Annotated in this window: 14 protein-coding genes; 3 read left to right on the forward strand and 11 right to left on the reverse strand. The window is 59.3% G+C overall.

Annotated features, from left to right (window positions below; translation table 11 throughout):
- Positions 1–59: 59 nt before the first annotated feature.
- Positions 60–1,838 carry a bifunctional diguanylate cyclase/phosphodiesterase gene (locus tag AC07W5_RS20530; protein ID WP_494993752.1) on the forward strand — a complete coding sequence of 593 codons (1,779 nt, stop codon included), beginning with the start codon at positions 60–62 and terminating at the stop codon, positions 1,836–1,838.
- A 139-nt stretch (positions 1,839–1,977) separates the two neighbouring features.
- Here the strand turns inward: AC07W5_RS20530 and AC07W5_RS20535 are convergent, their stop codons facing one another.
- The 5 genes from AC07W5_RS20535 to bamJ form a co-directional block, all read right to left on the reverse strand.
- Positions 1,978–2,385 (reverse strand): SEL1-like repeat protein, encoded by a 408-nt coding sequence (locus AC07W5_RS20535; protein WP_494993751.1) that lies wholly within the window; start codon positions 2,383–2,385, stop codon positions 1,978–1,980.
- Positions 2,386–2,757: a hypothetical protein gene (locus tag AC07W5_RS20540; RefSeq protein WP_494993750.1), complete on the reverse strand. Its 372-nt coding sequence runs from the start codon at positions 2,755–2,757 to the stop codon at positions 2,386–2,388.
- Positions 2,754–3,095, reverse strand: a complete 342-nt coding sequence (locus AC07W5_RS20545) for a helix-turn-helix domain-containing protein (protein WP_494993749.1) — start codon at positions 3,093–3,095, stop codon at positions 2,754–2,756. Before AC07W5_RS20545 ends, AC07W5_RS20540 begins: the two co-directional genes overlap by 4 nt.
- Positions 3,096–3,211: 116 nt before the next feature.
- Positions 3,212–3,667: a YkvA family protein gene (locus AC07W5_RS20550; protein ID WP_494993748.1), complete on the reverse strand. Its 456-nt coding sequence runs from the start codon at positions 3,665–3,667 to the stop codon at positions 3,212–3,214.
- Between the two features lie 293 nt (positions 3,668–3,960).
- Positions 3,961–4,674 (reverse strand): BamJ family beta-barrel-assembly machinery protein, encoded by a 714-nt coding sequence (bamJ, locus tag AC07W5_RS20555; RefSeq protein WP_494993747.1) that lies wholly within the window; start codon positions 4,672–4,674, stop codon positions 3,961–3,963.
- A 267-nt stretch (positions 4,675–4,941) separates the two neighbouring features.
- On the opposite strand from bamJ, the gene AC07W5_RS20560 reads away from it, so the two are divergent.
- On the forward strand, positions 4,942–6,750 hold the full coding sequence (locus AC07W5_RS20560; protein ID WP_495012767.1) for a di-heme-cytochrome C peroxidase: 1,809 nt from the start codon (positions 4,942–4,944) through the stop codon (positions 6,748–6,750).
- A 28-nt stretch (positions 6,751–6,778) separates the two neighbouring features.
- Positions 6,779–7,915, forward strand: a complete 1,137-nt coding sequence (locus AC07W5_RS20565; protein WP_495024221.1) for a catalase family protein — start codon at positions 6,779–6,781, stop codon at positions 7,913–7,915.
- Positions 7,916–7,944: 29 nt separating this feature from the next.
- Here AC07W5_RS20565 and AC07W5_RS20570 read toward each other — a convergent pair whose 3' ends face one another.
- The 6 genes from AC07W5_RS20570 to AC07W5_RS20595 are packed head-to-tail and all read right to left on the reverse strand — an operon-like array spanning position 7,945 to position 13,544.
- Positions 7,945–8,913, reverse strand: a complete 969-nt coding sequence (locus tag AC07W5_RS20570; RefSeq protein ID WP_494993744.1) for a type II secretion system F family protein — start codon at positions 8,911–8,913, stop codon at positions 7,945–7,947.
- Between the two features lie 29 nt (positions 8,914–8,942).
- The gene (locus AC07W5_RS20575; RefSeq protein WP_495012766.1) at positions 8,943–9,929 is read right to left on the reverse strand and encodes a type II secretion system F family protein; all 987 of its coding nucleotides are present in this window, start codon (positions 9,927–9,929) and stop codon (positions 8,943–8,945) included.
- Entirely contained in the window at positions 9,926–11,365 is a 1,440-nt protein-coding gene (locus tag AC07W5_RS20580; RefSeq protein ID WP_495024222.1) for a TadA family conjugal transfer-associated ATPase, read from the reverse strand. The genes AC07W5_RS20575 and AC07W5_RS20580 overlap by 4 nt, the downstream gene beginning before the upstream one ends.
- Positions 11,366–11,368: 3 nt before the next feature.
- Complete coding sequence (locus tag AC07W5_RS20585) at positions 11,369–12,586, reverse strand: AAA family ATPase (protein WP_495012764.1); 1,218 nt, start codon at positions 12,584–12,586, stop codon at positions 11,369–11,371.
- The gene (locus AC07W5_RS20590; protein WP_494993740.1) at positions 12,580–13,074 is read right to left on the reverse strand and encodes a TadE/TadG family type IV pilus assembly protein; all 495 of its coding nucleotides are present in this window, start codon (positions 13,072–13,074) and stop codon (positions 12,580–12,582) included. The genes AC07W5_RS20585 and AC07W5_RS20590 overlap by 7 nt, the downstream gene beginning before the upstream one ends.
- Positions 13,074–13,544: a TadE/TadG family type IV pilus assembly protein gene (locus tag AC07W5_RS20595; RefSeq protein WP_495024223.1), complete on the reverse strand. Its 471-nt coding sequence runs from the start codon at positions 13,542–13,544 to the stop codon at positions 13,074–13,076. The genes AC07W5_RS20590 and AC07W5_RS20595 overlap by 1 nt, the downstream gene beginning before the upstream one ends.

Here is a 13,544-nt window from a genome sequence, read left to right on the forward strand (position 1 = left end):
TGAAATACAGGACTGGGCGCCCGCGGCGCCCAGTCCTTTTTTTATCGACAGAGAACGCCATGACCACGACCGAACAGCTGAGCGCCTTGAGTTCAATCCTGGCTCAAAGCGGTTTACACAGTCTGTTCCAGCCGATCATTTCCCTCTCTGAAAGACGTATCCTGGGCTACGAAGCCCTCAGTCGCGGCCCCTCCAACAGCCCATTGCACTCTCCCATCGCATTGTTTGCCGTAGCCCGTCAGGCCGGTCGCCTCAGCGAACTGGAAATGGCTTGCCGTCACAGCGCCTGTCGACGTTTCAACGAACAGAAGTTGCCGGGCAAACTGTTCCTCAACGTCTCCCCGGAATCCCTTCTGGAGGCGGCTCACCAGCCAGGCCGTACACTGCAATTGCTGCAAGACTTCGGGATTGAGCCGAGCCAGGTAGTCATCGAACTCACCGAACAAACCCCGACCGACGACTTCCAACTGCTGCAAAATGCGCTGCATCACTATCGGGCCATGGGCTTTTCGATTGCCCTGGACGATCTCGGCGCGGGGTATTCAAGCTTGCGGTTGTGGTCCGAGCTGCGCCCGGACTACGTGAAGATCGACCGACACTTCATCGACGGTATTCATCTGGACGCCCTCAAGCGCGAGTTCGTGGGCTCAATCCTGCAAATCGCTAAAGCCTCCCGGGCACAAGTCATCGCTGAAGGTATCGAACTGCCGGAAGAACTCGCGGTGCTGACCGAGATGGGCGTCGACCTGGTCCAGGGCTACCTGCTCTGCCGTCCGCAGGAGCATCCGCCGAAGGATGCGCGAGTAATGATGCCCAAACGCGACAGCACTGCTGTGGCCCTGAACGACGAAGGGCGCGACCTCAGCGCCCTGCTCAACGAACAACCGGCAGTGGCTCGGCAAACCCCTACCGCGACAGTTCTGGAAGCCTTCCGTCGCCAGGCCAACCTCAACTCCCTGGCAGTGCTGGATGATCAAGGACACCCCTGCGGGATCGTCCACCGCCATTCGCTGTCGGATTCGCTGCTCAAACCCTTTGCCACCGACCTGTTCGCGCGCAAGCCCATCAGCCGGCTGATGAGTGAAGACTTCCTCGCGGTCGAACTGAGCCAGTCACTGCAACAGGTCAGCCGCCTGATTACCAGCCGCGCCCGACAACGGATCGAAGAAGACTTCATCATCACCCTGAACGGCATCTACCTGGGCCTGGGGCGGGTAATCGACGTCCTCAAACTGATTACCGAGCTGAAGATCCAGCAAGCCCGCTACGCCAATCCATTGACCCTCTTGCCGGGCAACGTGCCGATCCAGCAGTGCCTCACACGGTTGCTGCAACAGGCCCGCGAATCGGTGATCTGCTATGTGGACATCGACAGTTTCAAACCCTTCAACGATATCTACGGTTACGGCCGGGGGGATGAAGTCCTGCTGTGTCTGGCGCAGTGTCTGAATGATCGAGTGGACCCGGGCCGCGACTTCGTCGGGCATATCGGCGGTGACGATTTTCTGCTGGTGTTAGGCCCGGAAGACTGGCGGAAACGTCTCAACCAGCTACTGGACGACTTCCACAGTCAGTGCCGGCGCTTCTATAGCAATGAGCACCTGGAAGCCGGCTGCTTTATCGCGCCCAATCGCCAGGGCGTACGCCAGGAATTCCCGCTGCTGTCGCTGTCCATCGGCGTCGTGCATTTATATCCACAGGCCTGTGGACAACTCGACTCCAGCCAACTGGCAGAACTGGCTTCGCAAGCCAAGCATCATGCCAAGAATGTGCCGGGTCACAGCATTCACGTGATCGACAGCCTGGAGATTGGGTTGCCGGTGGTGGAGGGGTTTTAAATTATCTTGCGAGCGCAGTCAGTTAAGGAAATGAGGTCTCTATGTAGGAGCCGAGCTTGCTCGCGATGGGCGTTAACGATAACGCGTGTTTTCTGAATAAACGCGTCGTCCCTGAGTCCATCGCGAGCAAGCTCGGCTCCTACAGGGAACCACCGCTTGATTCCAACTGCTTGAGCTTGATCTCCGCCAGCGGATGCCCGGCCTTCGCCGCCATTGTCCACCAACGGGCCGCCTCAGCCGCATCAGGAGCTTTACCGGGTGTTCCGGCAAGGCTGATCACCCCCACTTGGTAGGCCGCCTTGGCGTCCCCCGCCAGCGCCGCCAGGCGCAGCAAGCGTACACCTTCTTCGCGGGCGCCGAGGCCTTGGCCACGGAAGGTCAGGATATGGCCGTAGAAGCTCTGAGCACCGACATCACCCAGGTTTGCCATGCGCGCGAACTGACCTTCGAGCCAGTGCCAGCCACGGGGCTGACGCACGAACCACGGCCAATGAAACAGCCGACGCGCCAACCAGTAGCTGGCTCGCGCCTTAAGTCGCCAGAACACTCAGGCCTCCGCCGATTCGGGATACTCGTATTCGAAAACCCGCACTACTTCGGACGCATGCCAGGAAGCCGCAGCAACACCATCGGACGGACCGGAGAAACGTCCAAGACGCTCGACACACTCGAAGAAGCCGGTACGAGGCAAACGGCTTGCACCTTGGCTGATCACCAGCGAACTGCGCAATGGCTGCTCCGCTCGGGCATCCAGCGCTGCCAGATGCTCCAGGGCCGCGGTCAGGGTTTGCATGGCCGGGCTGGGTAACTGCAAACGCTCAAGCAAAGCCCGGTAAGTCAGTAGATGACGCTGGCGGCGGGCGTGATCGAGCTCGCTCAGCAACCCGTCCCAATGTTGTCGACTAATGCGTACGCTCACGTCTCGTCCCTCCAGCCTGGCACCGTCAACTCCCAGGCCAGGCTGCGGCGAATCGCGGCGTCCGGCAGACGCTCACCGCTTTCAATCAAGGCCAGATAAGACGGGCTGATTCCTACTGTGCGGGCTAACGCCTCAATGGCGATGCCCTTCCCTTCGCGCAAACTGCGGAGTTGATCCAGGCCAGGAAGAATCTGGTCTGGTGGTGCCGCGTGACGGACTGTGGCTTCTCGCGGCGGCTGCTCGGTAATACCCGCAGCTTTTAACAAAGCCTGATACTGAGCCCACGGCAGAACCGCATACTCGGGCTCGCCATCGCGTGTAATTATCTGAATATCCATTACTACCCCGTAGGACAACAACACTTAGCGAGTCAGCACTTTTCCCTAGAAGTGTAATCCTAACAGCCGCCAAGGTCGCGAGGGGGGTATCAATATGTGGAGGACCCTGAATCGGCTCAGGTTTTTTTCGGGCCCTGCAGCTGGAGTTGCTCCAGCGTATCCGGCAATTGCTCGACCACCGCCAGCTTTTCCGGCAGCTGCCGTAAGCGCCAGGCACGGAAGGCACTCAACTCGTCATCGAGGGTTTTCATCACCCAAGCCAATACCGCGATGTCATCGAGCATGCCAAACACTGGAATGAAATCCGGGATGGCATCGAGTGGACTGAGGAAATACATCAGGCCCGCCACAATTATCAGAATCGATTTGTGACTGATGGCCCGGTACTCCCCACGCCAATAAGCCAGACACAACGCCTGTAACAATCGCAGATCATCTTTGAGTTTGCCCAGGCGGTTGCCTTGGCTCGCTCCTTTGCTCGCCACGGCGAAGAGCAATGTCGGCAAACGTCCTCGGCTAAGCAACCGTCCTGCCATGGGCAAGAAGCGCGCGAAATTCCAGGGTGCTTTCATCATCCCTCCCACTGAAATGTTATCCACACAAATTGTGGATAACCTTGTGAACAGAGCCGCTTTAAACGCTTGAAAGCCCCGTTTTATAAGGCCTGAGCTCAGATCGGGCGTTTTTTACTCACATAAAAAAACCCATTATTTCATTGACTTGGCAACCCGTCTGGGTCTAACACCAGCAACTTCAATGGTATGACTCTACCCGGCGGCGTCCGTTCGCTTACTTTGCCCTCCAGCAATCGCCAGATGCAACAACGCCCCGTATAGACGGGGCGTTGTTTTTTATCAGACGCTAATTACTTGGTAGCGTCTTGTTTTGCCTGATCCTTGATCGCCAGCAGTTCCAGGTCGAACACCAGCACCGAGTTGGCTGGAATCGCCGGGCTTGGGCTTTGCGCGCCGTAAGCCAGTTCGCTAGGGATGTACAGCTTGTACTTCTCGCCAACGTGCATCAGTTGCAGGCCTTCGACCCAACCCGGGATCACACCGCTCACTGGCAGGTCGATCGGGCTGCCGCGCTCGACGGAGCTGTCGAAAACGGTGCCGTTGGTCAGCTTGCCGGTGTAGTGAACCGTCACTACGTCAGTCGACTTGGGCTGAGGGCCATCGGCTTTCTTGACCACTTCGTATTGCAGACCCGAAGCGGTGGTGGTTACACCTGCTTTCTTGGCGTTGTCTTCGAGGAATTTCTTGCCAGCGGCTGCCGACTCTTCACTCATTTTGGCCATACGCTCTTCAGCGCGCTTTTGCAGCGCAGCGAAGGCTTCGACCAGTTCGTCATCCTTCAACTTCTGCTCTTTCTTGCCGACGGCATCTTCGATGCCCTGGGCTACTGCTTTGGAATCCAGATCATCCATGCCTTCTTGGGCAAGGCTTTTGCCCATGTTCAGGCCGATACCGTAGGAAGCTTTTTGCGCCGGGGTTTTCAGCTCAACGCTGGTCTGCGAGTCACAACCCGCGAGTACCAGGCTAACCAGGGCCACCGCCGCCGCCAACCGATGCTGTTTCATGCTATTTCCTTGTTCATGCGCCTAAAGGGCAATCGAGTAAAGCCGCGAGCTTATCAGGCCGCCACGACCAATGGCTACCGGCATGAGAGCAGGAAACTTCCGATAAGTTCACGTCCTTGAAACGCATTTCGCAGCGGCAGTCGAATTTGACTGTCGGCGCAAACTCACAATCGGAAAAGACGTTTCTCACTGCATCAGGCGTAATGGCCACTTGCCGCATAAGCTGAGCTAGGGCATAAGGGTTATAAATTGACAAGGATGTTTATTTTGCGCCTCATTTTCCGCGTATTTCTACTCATTATCGCTCTGCTCGGTCTCGGCCTGATCATCGTCCTGTATTACGTCGTCAACCCGAAACTGCCCGGCTACGTGCCTGCCAAACAGGTGCATTACCTGGAACAGTGGAGCACCGCTGACCGCCAGACCTATTACTTCACGCCCCAAGGCACCCAGGTTAAAGGCCTGCGTTATGACTGGTTCGGCGCGCTCGAATTACCGTTCTCCGAACAGCGCTTCGCGGCCCCTGAGTACCTTGCCCGCTTCGGTTTTCTCGTCGACCCGGATCAGAAAGCCACCCCGGGTAATCCCGGCAATCTGCCGGTCGGTTTCGCTCGCCATCAAAATCCTGGCAGCAAAGATGAGTTTCTGGATATTACCTGCGCCGCCTGCCACACCGGCGAGCTGCGTTACAACAGCCAGGCCGTGCGGATCGACGGTGGTTCGGCCCAGCATGTTCTGCCGTCCAGCGTTCCCACTTTGCGTGGCGGAAGCTTCGGCCAGGCTCTGGTGGCCAGCCTCGCCGCTACCTACTACAACCCATGGAAATTCGAACGCTTCGCACGCAATGTCCTCGGCCAGGACTACGAGGCGCAATACCAGCCACTGCGCAAAGAATTCAAAACGTCCCTGGATACCTTCTTGCATGTTGCCTGGAACGACACTCATCGCGGCCTCTACCCCACCGAAGAAGGCCCCGGCCGCACCGATGCATTCGGACGCATCGCCAACGCCAGCTTTGGCGACGCCATTTCTGCAGACAACTACCGAGTGGCCAACGCACCGGTGGACTATCCACAGCTGTGGGAGATGTGGACCTTCGACTGGGTGCAGTGGAACGGTTCGGCTCAGCAGCCAATGGCACGCAACATCGGCGAAGCCCTTGGGGTCGGCGCCACACTGAATTTCTTCGATACCGCAGGCCAGCCTCTCAAAGGTGACGCTCGTTACCCTTCAAGTGTGCGTGTGCGCGACCTGCACCTGATCGAAGAAACCCTGCAACGGCTCAAGCCGCCAGCCTGGCCCGAAGAATTGCTGGGCAGCATCGACAAACCTTTGGCCGCCAAAGGCCGGGCCCTGTTCACTGAAAATTGCGCCGGCTGCCACGTACCGTCCGTGATTCAAAGCAATGGTCGCCCCTTGCAAACATTGAAAATGCTGCCGGTTGGAGTGATTGGCACCGATCCCGGCGCCGCCAATAACATTGCCGACCACCGCTTTGATCTGACGGCCCTGCAATGGGATCCGGCGGAGCTGGCGGACCTGGACGTCAAACTGCATCCAACCCCCGCAGAGCCTCTGGACTTGAGCAAAATCTCGGTGGCCAAAGGGCTGGCCTACGTCACCGCTTTCGTTGAGAAACGGGCTTATCGCGACGCGAATGTGACGCCGGCAGAGCGCCCGACCCTGGATGGGCTCGGCCTGCCGATCGGGGTTCGTGAGTTACGTGCTTACAAGGCCCGACCGCTGGCCGGTGTCTGGGCCACTGCGCCGTTCCTGCACAACGGTTCGGTCCCGAGCATTTACCAACTGCTCTCACCACAGGACGAACGCGCGGCCACTTTCTACAAAGGCACCTTCGAGTACGACCCACGCCACTTGGGTTATCGCACCGAAGCCTTTACCAACGGCTTCGTGTTCGACACGCGGATCACCGGTAATCACAACAGCGGTCACGAATTCCGTGCCGGCAAGCGTGGTAACGGGGTGATCGGCCGCCTGTTGCAACCCGAAGAACGCTGGGCCTTGCTGGAGTATTTAAAAGTGCTGGGCGGCCCGTTGGAGTCGCAACTGCCATGATTATCGCCGCCGTAAAAAGGACTTTCGCATGTTGATCACTCTCTGGCTGCGCATCGGTGCCCTGCTGGGCAAAACCCTTCTGTTGCTGCTGGGTCTGGGCCTGTTCATCTGGGCGCTGGCCACAGCCTGGTTCGCCTGGCACTACAGCGGCCCGGTTTCGGCCGAAGAACAGATCCCGCCGGGCGAAGCCGCCATGACTCAGGACATCATTCAGACCGCCGTGCGCATCGTTGACCAGCACCGTGAAAACACGCGCTATCTGCGTGACGCCCATGCCAAAGCTCACGGTTGTGTCAAAGCCCAGGTTCAGGTGTTGCCTGACTTGTCGCCAGAACTGCGTCAGGGTGTATTCGCCGAGGCCGGCAAGACCTGGCAAGCGACAATGCGCCTGTCCAATGGCAATGCTTACCCGCAGTTCGACAGCATTCGGGACGCCCGCGGCATGGCGATCAAACTGCTGGATGTTCCGGGTACGCAGCTATTGAAAGAACAACAGAGCCGTGGCGAACAGGATTTTGTGATGTTCAGTCATCCGAACTTTTTTGTCAGTGACGTCGCCGAGTACCGTCAGAACGTAGCTGCGCAGGCCGATGGAAAGACGGTCAGGGCGTTCTTCCCGAACCGGGACCCGCGTAGCTGGCAGGTTCGTCATCTGTTTATCGCTCTGGCCACGCTGGCTCCGGCACCTGCAAGCCCGGCCCAGACCACCTATTTCTCGGTGTCGCCGTACAAGTTCGGCACGGCCAATGCCAAGTTCCGTGTCGCGCCAGATCCCGAAAGTTGCCCGATCTACAACCTGCCGACTCAAAATCAGGCGCTGCCTAACTTCCTGCGCAACGCACTGAACCAGCAGTTGTCGACCGATCGTGTCCCGGCGTGCTTCGTTTTGCAGATTCAGCGCCAGGATCCGGCCAAATACATGCCCATCGAAGATACCAGCATTGAATGGCGTGAAATCGACGCCCCTTTCGAGACCGTAGCGCGCATCAAGATCCCGGCTCAGGACTTCGACACCCCGGCGCTGAACCTGCAATGCGACAACCAGTCGTTCAATCCCTGGTTCGGCCTGGAAGCCCATCGGCCGATTGGCGGTATCAATCGTTTACGCAAGGCGGTGTACGAAGCCGTCAGCGATTACCGGCACACTCGCAATGCCGGGCAGTGAGACAGAAACGAAGCCTGCTTCTGTGCATGTCATACCTTTCCGAAAATTTTAAGCACCCCAATGATTGCAGGACCGATGGCCACCAGGAAAAAGCTCGGCCATAGACAGAAAATCAGTGGGAACATCAGCTTGGTGGCTATTTTCGCTGCCGTCTCTTCGGCAAGCTGGGTGCGCCGGTCGCGAAACTCTTCGGCATAAATACGCAGGGTGGAGCCGACACTGGTGCCGAAGCGGATGCTCTGCGCCAGCAAGCTGACCAGCCCACGAATGTCCTCAAGGCCGGTGCGTTCGGCCAGGTGTTTGAGCGCTTCGGTACTGGGAATGCCGGCGCGGATTTCCGCATTGACCAGCGCCAGTTCCAGGGCCAGTTCGGGCTGACTGACCGACATCTCGTCGGCCACCCGCTCAATGGCCTGGGGCAACGCCAGGCCTGACTCCACGCAGACCACCATCAGGTCCAGGGCATCGGGGAAGGCCCGGAGCAGCCGAGTCATCCGTGCCTGCTTGCGCTTGTTGACATAGATTGCCGGCGCCAACCAGCCCACACAGAGTGCCGAAGCTAGCAGCACCATGCCAATGGTCAGGGATAGCTTCGGGATAAACGGCAAAGCCAGAAGCGTAAGGCCCACCAGTATCAATGGCGACAGCAGGCGAATCGCCCAGTACATGTGTACTGCCGCAGGCGAGCGATAACCCGCGTGAATCAGCAACGTTCGAGTGGGCGAGACCTGCCCCTGTTCACCGGAGGCAAAGCGCTGCCCCACTTGCTCCAGCAGCAATTGCAGGTTACTCGGCGCATTCTGCTCGAGGCTCTCCCCGCCATGACCCCGTTTGATCAGCGCAAGACGGCGCTGCACCGGATCCTGCAACCCCAACGCCAGCAATACCAGGGTCGCCGCAGCGAACACCACGCACAGGCCGACAGCCCCAACGAACAAGAGACGTGCCAGCTGTTCGTTGCCCACCACCCGATTGAGCAGACTTAGCAGATAGTCCATGACCAACACCTCTCTACGATTGCTGGCGCTTAAACCTGAATCCGGATGATTTTACGTATCCAGAAAATTCCGATCAGCATGGCAACAAAAGCCCCCATGACCAGCTTCTGGCCCACAGGCTCCTTGATGAGCAAGGGCAAATAGTTTGGGCTCGAGATCACAATCGCCGCCGCCAATACAAAGGGCACAGACACCAATATCCAGCCCGACATGCGTCCCTCGGCCGAGAGGGTCTTGACCTTGCGCTGAAAACGGAAGCGTCCACGAATCAGGCTGCTCAAACGATCCAGCACCTCAGTCAGGTTGCCACCCGTCTCGCGGTGGATCAGCACCGAGGTCACCAGCATCATCACCGTCATGCTCGGCATGCGTTCCAGAAGACCGAGCATGGCCCGGCGCACATCATTGCCATAGTTGATATCGGCGAAGGTCAGGCCGAACTCAACAGCCACCGGCCCCTGATGCTCCTCGGCTACCAGTTGCAGGGTCTCGTTGAACGGGTGCCCGGCACGCAAAGCCCGGCACATGGCATCCAGTGCATCCGGCAGCCCCTCCTCGAACAGAGCGAAGCGCTTGTTGCGGTCGAAGGAAATCTTCAGCACCGGCAGCCAGAACACTGCCATGGCCGCCGGAACAGCCGCCCACCAGAGGTGCGTGAGCAACCAAAGCCCAAGCCCCGTCGCTGTCGCCAGGACCAGCCCGAGTAAAAGCACCCGATAGGCGCGGTAGTCATGCCCGGCTTGCTCGATCATCTGCGCCAGCGCCTCCATAGCCGGTAACTGCTCCAGGCGGGCCTCCAGCGGCGACAGGCGCCGCAGGTATTTCTGCCGCAGCACCGTCTGCATATTCGGCAGGTTGCTGGCCCGTTCCAGCAGCTCAAGGCGACCGCGGATACGTTTACGCACCTGGCCGGCCTCTCCGAACACCGGCACCACCAGCCCCTGGCTGAGGAGGAACATAGCGGTGAACACCATGCCGAGGAACGCCAGGATGTATTCACCAGGGATCTGACTCATGACTGCGCCTCCATCCATTCCGGCCGGAACAGGTTGAGCGGCAGCTCGATACCACGCTTGGCCAGTACATCGCGAAAGGCCGGCACCATGCCGGTGGGGCGGAATTCGCCCAGTACCTCACCGTGTTCGCCCATGCCTGAGCGGACGAAAGAGAAGATCTCGGTCATGGTGATCATTTCACCCTCCATGCCGTTGATCTCCTGCAAGCTGACCAGCCGTCGCTTGCCATCTTCCTGACGTTCCAGCTGTATCACCACGCCGATGGCCGAGGCGATTTGCTGGCGCATGGCCTTGATCGGAAAGGTCGCACCGGTCATCGACACCATGTTCTCGATCCGCCCCAGGGCATCGCGCGCGGTATTGGCGTGGATCGTGGTCAGCGAGCCGTCGTGGCCGGTGTTCATCGCCGTCAGCATATCCAGCGCCTCAGCGCCGCGAACCTCACCGATCACGATGCGGTCCGGGCGCATACGCAGACTGTTGCGCACCAGTTCGCGCTGGCTCACCTCGCCACGGCCTTCGATATTCGACGGGCGGGTTTCCAGGCGCACCACATGGGGTTGCTGCAGTTGCAACTCGGCCGAGTCTTCGATGGTAACGATCCGCTCGTTATGCGGAATGAAGCTGGACAGCACATTGAGCATGGTGGTCTTGCCACTGCCGGTGCCGCCGGATACCAGCACGTTCAGCCGCCCACGGACGATGGCCTTGAGCATCAGCGCGATGGCCGGAGTCAGGGTGCCCATCTGCACCAGACTCTCGGTATTGAGCAAATCCACCGCGAAACGGCGGATCGACATGCTCGGCCCGTCGATGGCCAGGGGCGGGATAATGGCGTTGACCCGCGAGCCGTCCTTCAGGCGTGCATCCACCAGCGGCGAGGATTCATCAATGCGTCGCCCCAGGCTGGAAACAATACGGTCGATGATATTCAGCAGATGCTGATCGTCACGAAAGTGCACATCGGTTCTCTGCAGTTTGCCGAAGCGCTCGACATACACCGAGGCATGCCCGTTGACCAGGATGTCGGACACACTGTGGTCGGCCAGCAGCGGCTCCAGTGGCCCGAGGCCAAGCACCTCGTCGGTGATCTGCTTGATGATCAGCTGGCGGCTGGTGGCACTCACCGGTGCCGAATACTCATCCAGCAAGCGCAGGCTGATCTCGCGGATCTGCCGCCCGGCCTCGGCCGGTTCCAGAGAATCGAGCAATGACAGGTCCATGACCTTGAGCAACTGCTGGTAGATCTTCTCCCGCCACTCGATCTCCATCGGATTGAGTTTGGTTCTGGTCTCGTAGAGGACGTCCGGCACGCTGGCCTCCCAGGCCATTAGCTCGCTGACGCAGTCCTCGCCGTCGATGGGTGCTTCCTGCCCGTCTGCCGGAACATTTTTGCCGGACTGCTGACGCAGGCGATTACGAAATTCGCTAAGCATGGCTTACCCCCCGAACAGGCGGCTAAAGGTACGTTTCAGCAAGCCCTGCTCGCTGGCCTGGATCCCGATAAGATCCTGGCTCAACTCACGCAAGGCGACGGTGACAGAGGCACGTGGCGCATGGAGCTCCAGTGGCACCCCAGTGTTCTGGCTTTCACTGACCACCGCATAATCATTGGGCAGTTTCTGTAGATTCACGCAACGCAGCCCCTCGCTGATATCCTTGAGGCTGACAGGTGAGGCTTTGTTGAAGCGATTGACCACCACTTGCAGGCGACTACCCTGCAACCCCAGGTCGTCACGCAGGATACGCGTCAGACGGGTGCCGTCCTTCAGATGACTGAGACTCTGCTGCACTACGATGTAGACCTGGTCCGCCTGCTCCAGAGTGACACCGGTGAGGTGGTCGATCTGCCGCGGCAAATCCACCACCACCCAGTCATAGGTGCTGCGTGCCAGGCGCAGCAGGGTTTCCAACTGTTCCAGACCCACATCCTGGGACAGAAACAGCTCACTGGCACGCCCGCCGAGCACATGCAGGGTCGGACTGAAATGATTGCAAAAGCCGCGCAAGGCGACACTGTCCAACGCCTCGATCTGCCGCAGAACCTCTACGTGGCAGTGCGTCGGCCGCACATCCAGGCAGTGAGCCACGCTGCCGAACTGCAGGTCCAGATCCAGTAACAGGGTTGCGCCGCCACGGACACTGAGCTGATGAGCCAGATTACAGGCCAGCATGGTTGCGCCCGAGCCACCCTTGGCATTCATCACCGCAATCAGTTTGCCTTCAGTCGCCTGCCCCGCTTTGGCCTCCGTCAGCATACGGCCCAGTGCCGCCTGCAACTCTTCTGCGGCCACCGGCTCGGCCAGAAAGTCACGGGCTCCGGCCTGCATCGCCAGGCGCATGCCCTCGCGCTCATCCAGAGGTCCACACACCAACAGGGGTGGACGCTCCTGTGCAGGACGCCGCAACAGCGCCGCCAGTTCTTCGCGCCACAAGTGGCTGACACGCAGCAACAGGAAATCAGGCATCTGCTCCAGCCCGTACAACGGGTCGGTATGGCCATTGCTCACCAGCCGCGTGCTCACTTGCAGACTGGGCAGACATTGGCTCAACGTAGTCAGATGTTGCAAGGCCTCGGCATCGCGGCTACTGATCAGCAGGCGCAAGCCCTGCTTATGGGCAGAGGTAGTAATGGGGACGTCCCGGGCGCTTAACATGGCGTAATATCTCCCGCCTCGGGATGACGGCCAAGGCTTTCTCGAGGCATGGTTGACCTGAATGCTGGCAGGGTGAACACCCCACTGAATCCAGGTATAAGCAGGTTGAAACTGAAGTTCGCTATTCGCAGCTGAACATAGCGGACGGCGCGAAACCCGGTGGCGCTGACCAGATCGTTGGGGCTGGTCACCACCGCACCGTTCACGTCCAGATAAGTCAGGCTCAGATCGGCCGTTCCCAGGTTGTTGATCAAGCTACTGGCGCCACCGTTATTGGCTGCATTGAAGATCGCCCGGCGCAGAATGATCGGGTCGCTGATGTCACACACCGCAGCCAGCCGAGCACCGCGGCGCACGGTTTCATTCAGTGCATTGACGGTGAAATACAGCCGGCCCATTTCCATTACGCCGAACAACAGCGTGAACATCAGCAGGCCGACGATGGCGAACTCGACCACATACACCCCGCGCATACGCTTGATGTTCATCACAAGGCCCTCATCACGACCGTCGAGGTCAAGGCAATGCCGAGCGGCACTGCATTGCCAAAGAAAGCTGGCAATGCGCTGCCGATCACCGGCTGGAAGGTATAGGTAATGCTCACCTGTACATGGTCAGTACCTGATGCAGAAACCGAGACATTGCCGGTGGTCAGCCCCGGCACCACCGGTGGGTAGTTATTCGGGTTGGCAGGCGCGCCGTAAAGGGCGACGTTCTGGGTCTGGGACTGCAGAGTGGCGTTCAGATCGAGCTGGCCAAGGGTCGCGTTCCAGGCCTGGCCGGCAACAAAACGCCCGGCATCACGACTGGCCTGCATCAGGCTGTTGTACTGAAACAGCAAGCGGCCGAACTCGCCGATCGCACACAGCAGCAGCAACAACAGTGGTAGAGCAATCACCAGCTCCACCATGGCTACCCCGCGCTGGGCCTGCGGCCGTTTGAATGCACGACGTCCCAT

The sequence above is a fragment of the Pseudomonas sp. GW821-FHT01E05 genome (genome assembly GCF_059422425.1).

Excerpts from the sequence above, each read along its gene's own strand:
- AC07W5_RS20530 (WP_494993752.1), top strand. The coding sequence starts at position 60 with ATGACCACGACCGAACAGCTGAGCGCCTTGAGTTCAATCCTGGCTCAA.
- AC07W5_RS20545 (WP_494993749.1), bottom strand. The coding sequence starts at position 3,095 with ATGGATATTCAGATAATTACACGCGATGGCGAGCCCGAGTATGCGGTT.
- AC07W5_RS20550 (WP_494993748.1), bottom strand. The coding sequence starts at position 3,667 with ATGAAAGCACCCTGGAATTTCGCGCGCTTCTTGCCCATGGCAGGACGG.
- bamJ (WP_494993747.1), bottom strand. The coding sequence starts at position 4,674 with ATGAAACAGCATCGGTTGGCGGCGGCGGTGGCCCTGGTTAGCCTGGTA.
- AC07W5_RS20565 (WP_495024221.1), top strand. The coding sequence starts at position 6,779 with ATGTTGATCACTCTCTGGCTGCGCATCGGTGCCCTGCTGGGCAAAACC.
- AC07W5_RS20570 (WP_494993744.1), bottom strand. The coding sequence starts at position 8,913 with ATGGACTATCTGCTAAGTCTGCTCAATCGGGTGGTGGGCAACGAACAG.
- AC07W5_RS20575 (WP_495012766.1), bottom strand. The coding sequence starts at position 9,929 with ATGAGTCAGATCCCTGGTGAATACATCCTGGCGTTCCTCGGCATGGTG.
- AC07W5_RS20580 (WP_495024222.1), bottom strand. The coding sequence starts at position 11,365 with ATGCTTAGCGAATTTCGTAATCGCCTGCGTCAGCAGTCCGGCAAAAAT.
- AC07W5_RS20585 (WP_495012764.1), bottom strand. The coding sequence starts at position 12,586 with ATGTTAAGCGCCCGGGACGTCCCCATTACTACCTCTGCCCATAAGCAG.
- AC07W5_RS20590 (WP_494993740.1), bottom strand. The coding sequence starts at position 13,074 with ATGAACATCAAGCGTATGCGCGGGGTGTATGTGGTCGAGTTCGCCATC.
- AC07W5_RS20595 (WP_495024223.1), bottom strand. The coding sequence starts at position 13,544 with ATGGGACGTCGTGCATTCAAACGGCCGCAGGCCCAGCGCGGGGTAGCC.